Source organism: Slackia sp., from assembly GCF_977041755.1.
This window is the reverse complement of the sequence record NZ_CDRRGL010000068.1, coordinates 1-10,219: the sequence shown is the minus strand read 5'-3', so window position 1 is coordinate 10,219 and position 10,219 is coordinate 1. Positions and strand designations below refer to the sequence as shown.

Here is a 10,219-nt window from a genome sequence, read left to right as displayed (position 1 = left end):
CGTGGAGTACGACCGAAGCAACCCGCGCCCGACGGTGCTCATCGTGGGCGAATACCTGCTCAACTTCCACCCTGGCGCTAATCGCGACATTGAGGCGTATCTTGAACGGAACGGCTTCGAGATTATCGAGGCGCGCATGACCGACGTGATTCGCAAAACGTATTTCTACCAAGATGCCCAGTCTCGTGAATTCCATGTGACCAGGCCTGCTGCGAACGTTGCCTTCAATCGCGTGGCAAACGCGCTTTTCGAGCATGCGCATGATGTGTGCGACCGCATTGGCAAAGCGCACCCACTCTATGAGTCGCCATGCCGCATGGGCGATCTCGTGCAGGCAAGCGACCCAATCATCCATCACACCTTCGACGCCGGGGAAGGCGTGCTCATCGCCGCCGAGATTTTGCATCAGGCGCAGCATGGCTGCAATTCTTTCGTCATCTTGCAGCCGTTTGGCTGCCTGCCCAACCACGTCGTGGGGCGCGGCATCGTCAAGCAGCTCAAGGAACGCTATCCGCATGCGAATATTTTGCCGCTCGATTACGACCCCGATGTGAGCTTCGCCAATATCGAGAACAGGCTGCAAATGCTTGTGATGAGCGCTCGCGCTGGCCAGGCGGCGCATGGCGACTGCCCGAAGGAGGTATGTCGTGGCTAGGCCGAAAAAAGACACCGAACTATGCGCGGAACGACGCATTCTCGATGCGTTTTGGCATGTGCTCGAATCTACGCCGCTGCGTTGCGTTTCCGTTCGAACCGTCGCTCAGACGGCCGAAGTGAACCGCGGCACGTTCTATTACCACTTCAAAAGCGTCGACGCCCTTGTCGACAGGGCGATAGAAAGCGAGCTGCTCGAACGGCATTCCATCGTGCATGAAGTGCTGCTTATGACAACGGGCGAAATCGATCGCATGCCGCTCGATAGCATGCAAAGGCATATCGAACGCACCGTGTTGCTTGTGCGCCAGGGTGGCGGCGAGCATGTAATGAACGTGGTGTTCGACATATTCAGGAATATTTGGCGCGCCGTGCTCTGCCCCAATGGCGAGGCGCTGAGCCCTCAGGTCGAGATGCTTATTCGCTACAACGTGCATGGCATTTTGGGGCTGTACTCCTCGTTGGCGCAAAGTGAAGACGGCTTCCCATCGGAAGAGGCGCTGGAGTTTCAGAGATGGAATGCCCGGCGAACGCTTGGAGATATGTGCGCATTGCAGGGAATGGAGCAAGGCGTTGTGCTCGATAGACTTCTGGCGGCGTTGAGCATGGAGGGGTGCGTTGCGGGCGGGCGCGGGCCGAAATCGGAGCGTGCTACCCAACGTGGATAAAGGCACCGATGAATTGCGCGGGTAGGCGTCGTGATGGGTTCTGCGGGCGGGTTCGATGGGTCTTGCGGGCAGGCATAGATTTACGGGCGGCCGTCGATGCATCTTGTGGGCGCTTCAACCGTTTTCGTTCGCGCATTTCGACATGAATCAGGGGCGTTTAGCCACGAAGGGTCGCGAGCTGCGGATATATTGACATAGTCTCGAACTTCGCTTGCATGGCGTCATCGCCGTAATGCTGCGCGAAGAATTGCTGGAGGGCGCTTTCGGGCTCAAGGCCGTTCAGGCGATACATCCAACAGTCGAGGGCGAGCATAGTTGTGGCAGCATCGGCGAGAAAGAAAATAAGCAGCGCCCAGGCAAGGGGTTCGCGCCAGGCGCGCGGTACCGCTTTCGAGGCTTCTTTCAGCACGGGGGCGGCGAGCTTTACCCACGCAAGGCCCGCAAGTCCCCATACGAGCGCGATTCCCAGGCATGTCTTTCCGCCTATATTGAAGGGTTGGTCGATATAGCTCCAGGCCACAATGCCGAAAGCGCTTTCCCAAAACCACGCGGCGAAATATTCGAACGCCGCGCCGAATGCGGCCGACACCGCATAGATGCCAAGCGGCGAGGCGTTCTCGAAGCGGTGCAGCGCAAGCGTGATGAGCACGCCGCCTACGCCGTAAATTGGCGAGAACGGCCCCCAAATGAAGCCGACGCGGCTTTCCCAACGGCCATCGACGAAATAGCTCACGATGGTTTCGAGGATGAGCCCCAAGATGCTGCACACTGTAAAAACGAATACGAGGTAATACAAAGTAAGGGGCTCGCGCGCCCCTTTTTCGTGTGCTGGTATGGCCGTTGTCGATAATTGCATTGGCTTATTATCCCGCGCGTTTCTCTGGTGAGCGGAAAATGTTGGCTCCGTTGCCGAATTGCTACTTGCTCAAGCGCGTGTTCGCGGGGCGTTGCGGTGCGAATCAACGCTCGGAAGCGGGAGAACGGCATGGGCTTTGAGGGGAAACTGCGGGGGTTTGCGCGGAAAATGCCGCGGTTTCGCGCGGAAATGCACAGGGGCTTCACGTGCTTCGCGCAGGGAAGTGGGAGGAAAACGGCGGGAATCGGGCGGCAGTTGGGCAAGGAACCGCCAAGGTTTGCATGCCATGCTTGTTTGCATGGTTCTTCTTCGTCATAAGGGGCAGCTATGCGCAGCGAAATACCTTTTTCGGGCGGTCGGGGCGGTGGCAGCGTGCGTCGTGCGATCAATCGCCTCATGCCAAGCGCTCCAGCGAAAATCGGCGCCGTGGCGCTCGTGGTTCTTGTTGTTGCGGGGGTTGGATGGGCGGCGTTTTCCAGCATGCGTGCTCCAGCGTTTGAAGTGCATGCCGACGAAGCCGTCGCGCCAAGCTCGTCCGAGCCTGAAGCGGTTGAAGTAAAGGCCCAGGTGTATGTGTACGTGACGGGCGCGGTGGCAAACCCTGGAGTGTATTCGTTGGATGAGGGTTTGCGCGTGTGTGATGCTGTTGAGGCGGCGGGCGGGCTTACCGAAGATGCCGACGCTTCAACGGTAAATCTGGCGCGGGTGCTTTCTGACGGCGAGCATATCGCCCTGCCCACGAAGGCCGAGGTTGAAACGGCTTTGGCGCAGGGGTCCGCGGGCGGAGCGGCGGCGGCGTCATCGCTCGTGAACATCAATACGGCCGATGCATCGGCGCTCGAAACGCTTTCCGGCGTGGGTTCCGCGACGGCCCAGGCGATTATTTCCGATCGCGAGCAAAACGGTCCGTTTTCAACGATCGAAGACCTTATGCGCGTCGATGGCATCGGCGAGAAGAAGTTCGCAAAGCTCAAAGATTCAATTTGCGTATGAAACGGGCTATGTTGCATGGCGTGAAGGCCTTGGGGCGCGTTGGGCGAGCAAGCAATACCGCCAATGCCGCCTTGCTCGGGGAGGGCTTGGTGGAAGGCCCAACCGATCGAGCGACTCCTCGATTTCCGCGGCGCCCATCTTTGCCCGTTTCGCTTGTTGTTGCGGTTATCGCTTGGGTGTCGCTTGCGGCGTGGCAGGCGCTTGCGATTGCGGGCGGCTATGTAACGCGTGATGTGCCACGGGGCCTTGAGTCGGGGGAATATGTGCTTGAGGTGGTGGAAGACGCCAAACTCGGTTCGTACGGCTATTCCATGCATGCGCGCGTGCTTGATGCGAACGGCGTTGCCCGCGACGTGCTGGCGACATATGGCGACGCCGATATAGAAGGCGACGCGCGCCTGTTCGCCCGGCAACGAGTTGTGGCGAGCGTATCGTTTTCGGAATTTTCCGAAGCATCGTTTTCTCGATATGCCTCAAAGGGGCTTTGCGCGCGTGCGAAATTAACGCAGGCCACGATTGTCGACGGCGTGGGCCCTATCTCGTTTGTTGTATCGGCGCGCTGTTTCGCCCGCGACGTGTTTGACGAGTTTGAAGGGCGCGGGGCGGCGCTCGTGAGGGCGATTGTGATAGGCGATAGAAGCAAGCTCGAAGAGGACGGCCTGTACGACGATGTGAAAACGGTAGGCTTGGCACATATGGTCGCCGTCTCGGGAGCACATCTTTCGGTGGTTGCGGCGCTTGCGGGCGCCTTGCTTGCACGAGCACGCATGCCGCGCGTGGCGCTTTCGATTGCGTTGTGCCTGTTCTATTGCGCCTATGCGGCGTTCACGGGATTCTCGGCGCCTGTCATTCGCGCGGCGCTCATGGCGGCTGTGGTGGTGAGCGCGATTTGGGGCGCTCGCCGTTCGTCGTCGCTTGCGGCGCTCGGGGTATGCGTATGCGTTTTGCTTGCTGCGCATCCAGCGAATGCGCTGTCGTTGTCATTTTTCCTTTCAGCTGCATCGACTTTGGGAATCGTGGTGCTTGCGCCCCTCATGCAGGCGTGGTTTGAAGTTGCATTTGGGCGGCGGGCAGAAACGCTGTGCCAGACGTGCGCGCTTACGACGGCGGCGAATATCCCCATCGCGCCCGTTACGGCATGCGTGTTTTCACGCGTGCCGCTCATGTCGCCTTTGGCGAATATGATTGCGGCGCCCCTGTTCACGGTTTTCATTGCAGGTGGTCTTGTCGGGCTGGGGCTTACCGCTTTGTATGCGCCGGCGGGAAAGGCGATTCTTGCGGCGATCATCGCCTTGGCCCAGGCGTTGTCCGCCTTCTTGGCGGCGCTTGCGCGCGTTCCCTTCGCGTCTCTTCCATGTTCGGCCGACATGTGGGTTGTTGTCACCCTTTCCGCATTGGCGTTTGTGGGCCTGTGGGCCATATGGCCCCGTCCAACGCGAGCGCGTGCAGTGGGGGTTGCGGCCGCTACGGCGCTTGTGGTGGTGGCGTGCGTTGGGGTGGCTCCATTGCTCGAGCCCGACGAAATCGTCGCGCTCAATGTGGGGCAGGGCGATGCGATTCTGGTGAAAAGCGAAGGGGCTTCGCTTTTGGTTGACACGGGCAATCAGGATGCGATGCTCGCGGCGGCGCTCGCTCGAACGCATACGCCGCATCTTTCAGGTGTCGCGATTAGCCACCACGACGACGACCACTGCGCTTCGCTTGACTCTCTTGCGTCCACCATTGTCGGGTCGTGCGTGTACGTCGCGCGAGAAACGTATGCGTGTCCATGCGATGGTTGCGCCGATTTGCTCGCGCAAGCGCGCAACATTTCGGGGCGCCAGGCTGTGGGGCTTGACGTGGGTGATGAGCTACGCGTGGGAAGGTTTACATGCCGCGTAGTGTGGCCCCGGGCTTTTTCGGATGCGGGTGGCAATGCCGACAGCCTGTGTTTGCTTGTGAGCTACGAAAGCGAGGCGGGGCCGCTTACCGCACTGCTCACGGGCGATGCTGAGGCCGAACAGATTGAGAAAATGGTCCAAAGCGGCGGCACGGGCTCTTCGGAGGCGGTGGCCGTGAATGTGCTGAAGGCGGGCCACCATGGCAGCAAGGCTGGAATGACGCCAAAGCTCGCCCAGGGGCTTTCGGCAAACATCGCCCTTGTGAGCTGCGGAGCGAATAATCGTTACGGGCATCCAGCTCAAGCGACGATTGACGCTCTTGAGACTGCTGGGACGCGCGTCTTTCGAACCGATGAGCTGGGCGATATCGCCTGCGTGTTTTCCCGAGAGGGAATTGAGGTGCGGTCTCAGTATGCGAGCGGGGTTGCCTTAGAATAAGCAGTCGGAAAAGATGGAAGATCGAGGAGTCAGAAGGCTATGGCCGAAGTGAACTTGCTGCCGGCGTATTTGATTAACGGCGAAGACCAGCTTAAGCGCGAAACCGTGCTTAAGCGCTTGCGTTCGCGCCTTGAAGCGATGGGCGACCTCGATTTCAACTGCGATACGTTCGACGGCAAAGATGCATTGGGCGGCGATATCGTGGCTGCGTGCAACACCATGCCCTTCGGCATCGACAAACGCCTCGTTATCGTGCGAAATGCCGACGATTTGAAGAAAGCCGATTCTGAAGCGCTCGTCGCGTATCTCGCATCGCCAGCCGATTTCACGGTGCTGGCGCTGCTCGCGAATAAGCTTGCGAAAAACACGCGCCTCTATAAGGCTGCGGCGGCGGTTGGCCCTAAGGCGGTCATCGATTGCGCGCCGCGCAAGGCATACGAATTGCCGTCCCAGGTGCGCGCCATGGCGACATCGCATGGCATCGCCATGACCGATTCGGCCGCGAAGCTTTTGGTCGAGCTTGTGGGCGAAGACACGGTACATCTCGATGCCGAGTTGAAGAAAATCGCGCTCGCTCACGCGGGCGCTCAGCCCGTTGCGCCCGAAGAGGTGTCGGCGCTTGTCACGCGCACTTCGCAGGCGAAGCCATGGGATTTCACCACGCCATTCACGCAGCGAAATGTTGCCGAATGCGTACGCGTGCGCGCGAAGCTCGGCGATACCTCGGCGTATGCGCTTATCGGCTTTTGCGTGAGCTCGTTGCGCGAAATGCTCACGTGCCATGCGCTTGCGGCTCGCGGGCAAAGCGGCCCTGGGCCTTTGGCGAAGCAGCTGAAGATGCCCGATTGGAAAGCGAAGAAGGTGGCGGCTGCAGCGCGTTTATGGTCTGCTGCGGAGCTTCGCGCAGCCCTTTCGAGTGCCCGTGATTGCGAACGCGCGATGAAAAGCGGCGCCGATGCCGAGGGCGTGTTCTTCGATTGGGCCATTTCGACCTGCGCGAAGAAGTAGGCCGGCATCGTGTGAAATCAAGGGGCCGTCTCGCTCTGTGGCCTTGGATACCTGCTAAATGCTCGCAGCGTTTAGCAGGTGGATTGTGGCGCCCGTCAACCGTGTTGAATGCTCGTAGCGTTTAACAGCCTGATTGCCGCGCTTGCCGGTCGAAGGGCTTCGCTTTCACATAGGGTCTCGTCGTGCTGCAAGCTCCTCTTCTAGACGCCTGTTAAACGCTACGAGCATTTAACATATTCAACAGGTGCGTCGGCATGCGGTTCGGCGAAGGTCTATTCCTCGCTGCTTTCGTCGTTGTTGTAGGCTTTGATGCGGCGTTCGAGGGCCGCTTTCAAATCGTCAATGCCTGAGCCGTTGGCCGAAGAGATGGGGATGATTTCCACCTCATCGCGCGAGAAGCCCAGCTGGCGGCGCAGCGCGGCAATTGACTGCGCACACTTGTTCTTCGAAAGTTTGTCGGCTTTCGTGCATACAATCATGAACGGCAGCTCTGCGGCAATCAAGAACTCGATCATATTCACGTCGAGCGCAGTTGCGGGGTGGCGAATATCGATGAGCGAGACCACGCAGCAAAATTCGCGGTCTTGGTTGTAATAGCCTTCGATCATTTCGCGCCATCGGGCTTTTTCTGACTTCGAAACTTGCGCGAAGCCATAGCCCGGCAAATCGACGAAGTCGGCCCATTCGGCCTCGAAGAAATTGATAGTCGACGTTTTGCCCGGCGTGGCTGAAACCTTCGCAAGCTTTTTGCGATTGAACAGTTTGTTCATAAGCGACGACTTGCCAACGTTTGAGCGGCCGACGAAAGAAACTTCGGCGCGCGTTGAAGGGGGCAGCTGCTTAGAAGTGCCATAGGCTGCGGTGAATTTCACGTTGTGGTAGTTCATCGTTTTAGACATGCGATCTCCTTGTTGGTAACGCTGCCCATACTACCGTATGAAGCCGCGTTTTTCGCACGGTTGCGCTTTTTCGCCCACATTCGGCATAAATTCTTTGACGTGGGCTTGACGAGCGCTTATAGTTTCACATTGCCTTGTTGCATGGGCCAGGCCGCAGTCCACCGGTCGAAGCGCCGCTTACAGGTTTCCAGCACACGTGAAACCGGCGCGGGTTGCCATGCAAAGGGTAGCGAAGCGGCAAATCCGCACGTCGAAGCAACTGAGTGCTGAAGGTGCATCGATTCGCTGGTACGGGACCATTTCTAATTAACCGGAGGAAACAGTGGCTAACATCAAATCTCAGAAGAAGCGCATCATCACCGCCGAGAAGGCTCGCAAGCGCAACCAGGCTGTCAAAAGCGAGCTGAAGACCGCCGTTCGCGCGGTCCGCGAGGCTGTCGCTGCCGGCAACGGCGTTGAGGCTTACACCAAGGCTCAGCATGCTTGCCGTCTGCTCGACAAGGCTGCTTCCAAGGGCATCATCCACAAGAACCAGGCTTCCAACCGCAAGTCTGGCGTCATGGCTCTCGCCAACACCGTGGTGACCGCGGAAGACATCGCTGCTGCGCCGAAGCGCGAGAAGAAGGTTGCTGCCCCCAAGGGTGGCACCAAGAAGGCCGCCGCTAAGGCTGCCAAGAAGGAAGCTTACAAGGCTGCCGACGCCGAGAAGGCAAAGCGCCGCGAGGCTACCCTGAAGGCCGAGAAGAAGGCTCACGACGCCAAGGCCAAGGCCGAGGCTGAAGCCGCTGCCGCCGAGGCTGCCGAGGCCACCGAGGAGTAAATCCTCGACAATCAACGCCGGGCCACAGCGCGGCGTTACGTTACTGAAAAGGGCCCGCGGAAGTGGGCCCTTTCCGCTATAGAGACCAGGAGCGCTGCAACTATATGAGCACCGATCCCAAGTTCATTCGCAATTTCAGCATCATCGCCCATATCGACCATGGCAAGTCGACGCTTTCCGACCGCATTCTCGAGCTTACCGGCACGGTATCCCAGCGCGACATGGAAGAGCAGCTGCTCGATACCATGGATATCGAGCGCGAGCGTGGTATTACCATCAAGAGCCAGGCTGTGCGCGTCGCCTATACCGCCGACGATGGCCAGGAGTACCAGTTCAACCTTATTGACACCCCGGGCCACGTCGACTTCACCTATGAAGTGAGCCGAAGCCTTGCGGCGTGCGAAGGCGCGGTGCTCGTGGTTGACGCCACGCAGGGCGTTGAGGCTCAAACGGTCGCCAATGCCATGATGGCCATGAACGCCGACCTCGAGATTATTCCACTCATCAACAAAATCGACCTTCCCTCAGCCGAGCCCGAGCGCGTGAAGGGCGAGATTGAAGATGGCCTGGCAATCGTTGCCGATGACGCGATTTTGGCGAGCGGCAAAACGGGCGTCGGCGTGAAAGACCTGCTCGAGGCCGTGGTGCACCTTATTCCGTCGCCCGAAGGCAATGCCGAAGGCCCGCTGCGCGCGCTTATTTTCGACTCGTATTTCGATCCGTATCGCGGTGTGGTCGCGCTGGTTCGCGTGGTCGACGGCTCCATCAAGAAGGGCGACGAGGTGCGCCTTGTGAACGCCGGCACCGAGATTCTTGTGGAAGAAGTTGGTGCGCGCCATCCAAAAGAGGTTGCGCTTCCAAACCTTTCGGTGGGCGAAGTCGGGTACCTGGTCACGGGCCTGAAAGACGTATCCCAGGTTCGCGTGGGCGATACCATCACCTCGAGGGTCGGCGGCGTGACCGAACCCTTGCCGGGCTATCGCGAGGCGAAACCCATGGTATACACGGGCTTGTTCCCCATCGAAAGCGACCAGTTCGAGGCGCTCAAAGAGGCCCTCGAGAAGCTGTCGCTGAACGACCCCGCCCTTGAATGGGAGATGGAGAACAGCCATGCGCTGGGCTTTGGCTTCCGCGTGGGATTCTTGGGTCTTCTGCATATGGAGGTCATCAAGGAGCGCCTGGAGCGAGAATTCGGCCTTGACCTTATCGCCACCGCTCCGAGCGTTGAATACCACGTGTACAAGACCAACAAAGAAATGGTGAGCGTGCATTCGCCGCAAGATATGCCCGACCCTTCGGAAATCGACCACATCGAAGAGCCGTATCTGCGTGCGACGATCATGATTCCGCCCGATTACGTGGGCGCGGTCATGGAGCTTACCGTGGCGCACCGCGGCACGTTCAAGACCATGAACTACATTTCGCCCACGACGGTGGAGCAGATTTGGGAGATTCCCTCGAGTGAGCTCATTCTCGACTATTTCGATCAGCTGAAGAGTCGCACGAAGGGCTACGCAAGCCTCGACTACGAGTTCGACGAATATAAGCCGGGCTCTTTGCAGAAACTCGACATTCTGCTTTCCGGCAAGCCGATCGATGCCCTGTCGTTCATCGTACACAAAGACAAGGCGTACGACCGCGGGCGCGTGCTGTGCGAAAAGTTGAAAGACATCATTCCGCAGCAGATGTTCGAGGTGCCTATCCAGGCGGCCGTCGGCGGCCGCGTGCTTGCTCGTCAAACGGTACGCGCGAAGCGCAAGGACGTTTTGGCGAAGTGCTACGGCGGCGACATCTCGCGTAAGCGTAAACTGCTCGAGAAGCAGAAGGCTGGCAAGAAGCGCATGAAGGCGATTGGCAACGTCGAAGTGCCGCAGGAAGCCTTCATGGCGATTTTGAAGGTTGACGAATAGCTCTGCCACGCGTCAACCCTAACGCTGCGTGGCGCTTTGAGCCGCCCCTTGCCGTTCAAGCTGCGTGCATGGCCATAAGGCTCATGTGCGCAG

At 59.0% G+C, this 10,219-nt stretch carries 8 protein-coding genes and 1 pseudogene; 7 read left to right on the top strand and 2 right to left on the bottom strand.

All coding sequences use genetic code 11. The features are described from left to right. Positions 1–655 (top strand): annotated as a pseudogene (locus ACWI8T_RS06160) (acyl-CoA dehydratase activase); the annotation flags it as partial. Then, positions 648–1,322 carry a TetR/AcrR family transcriptional regulator gene (locus tag ACWI8T_RS06155; RefSeq protein WP_181861853.1) on the top strand — a complete coding sequence of 225 codons (675 nt, stop codon included), beginning with the start codon at positions 648–650 and terminating at the stop codon, positions 1,320–1,322. The pseudogene ACWI8T_RS06160 and the gene ACWI8T_RS06155, both read left to right, overlap by 8 nt. 157 nt (positions 1,323–1,479) lie before the next feature. Here the strand turns inward: ACWI8T_RS06155 and ACWI8T_RS06150 are convergent, their stop codons facing one another. Continuing rightward, complete coding sequence (locus ACWI8T_RS06150; protein WP_449138311.1) at positions 1,480–2,178, bottom strand: putative ABC transporter permease; 699 nt, start codon at positions 2,176–2,178, stop codon at positions 1,480–1,482. Between the two features lie 327 nt (positions 2,179–2,505). Between ACWI8T_RS06150 and ACWI8T_RS06145 the strand changes: the two genes are divergently transcribed. The 3 genes from ACWI8T_RS06145 to holA all read left to right on the top strand — a co-directional run bounded on the left by ACWI8T_RS06145 (position 2,506) and on the right by holA (position 6,497). Beyond that, positions 2,506–3,171, top strand: a complete 666-nt coding sequence (locus ACWI8T_RS06145) for a helix-hairpin-helix domain-containing protein (RefSeq protein WP_302854082.1) — start codon at positions 2,506–2,508, stop codon at positions 3,169–3,171. A 140-nt stretch (positions 3,172–3,311) separates the two neighbouring features. Next, a complete protein-coding gene (locus ACWI8T_RS06140; protein WP_449138310.1) occupies positions 3,312–5,489 on the top strand; it encodes a DNA internalization-related competence protein ComEC/Rec2 in 2,178 nt (725 codons plus the stop codon). A 39-nt stretch (positions 5,490–5,528) separates the two neighbouring features. Next, the gene (gene holA / locus ACWI8T_RS06135) at positions 5,529–6,497 is read left to right on the top strand and encodes a DNA polymerase III subunit delta (protein ID WP_123219325.1); all 969 of its coding nucleotides are present in this window, start codon (positions 5,529–5,531) and stop codon (positions 6,495–6,497) included. 272 nt (positions 6,498–6,769) lie between these two features. Here the strand turns inward: holA and yihA are convergent, their stop codons facing one another. Beyond that, positions 6,770–7,384 (bottom strand): ribosome biogenesis GTP-binding protein YihA/YsxC, encoded by a 615-nt coding sequence (gene yihA, locus ACWI8T_RS06130; RefSeq protein WP_123219427.1) that lies wholly within the window; start codon positions 7,382–7,384, stop codon positions 6,770–6,772. 334 nt (positions 7,385–7,718) lie between these two features. Here yihA and rpsT point away from each other — a divergent pair, with 334 nt between their 5' ends. Together rpsT and lepA are read left to right on the top strand one after the other, a co-directional pair. After that, a complete protein-coding gene (gene rpsT, locus ACWI8T_RS06125; RefSeq protein WP_114614968.1) occupies positions 7,719–8,216 on the top strand; it encodes a 30S ribosomal protein S20 in 498 nt (165 codons plus the stop codon). A gap of 104 nt (positions 8,217–8,320) precedes the next feature. Continuing rightward, positions 8,321–10,126 carry a translation elongation factor 4 gene (gene lepA / locus ACWI8T_RS06120; protein WP_123219428.1) on the top strand — a complete coding sequence of 602 codons (1,806 nt, stop codon included), beginning with the start codon at positions 8,321–8,323 and terminating at the stop codon, positions 10,124–10,126. Positions 10,127–10,219 lie beyond the last annotated feature (93 nt).

Excerpts from the sequence above, each read along its gene's own strand:
- yihA (WP_123219427.1), bottom strand. The coding sequence starts at position 7,384 with ATGAACTACCACAACGTGAAATTCACCGCAGCCTATGGCACTTCTAAG.
- lepA (WP_123219428.1), top strand. The coding sequence starts at position 8,321 with ATGAGCACCGATCCCAAGTTCATTCGCAATTTCAGCATCATCGCCCAT.
- ACWI8T_RS06150 (WP_449138311.1), bottom strand. The coding sequence starts at position 2,178 with ATGCAATTATCGACAACGGCCATACCAGCACACGAAAAAGGGGCGCGC.
- holA (WP_123219325.1), top strand. The coding sequence starts at position 5,529 with ATGGCCGAAGTGAACTTGCTGCCGGCGTATTTGATTAACGGCGAAGAC.
- ACWI8T_RS06145 (WP_302854082.1), top strand. The coding sequence starts at position 2,506 with ATGCGCAGCGAAATACCTTTTTCGGGCGGTCGGGGCGGTGGCAGCGTG.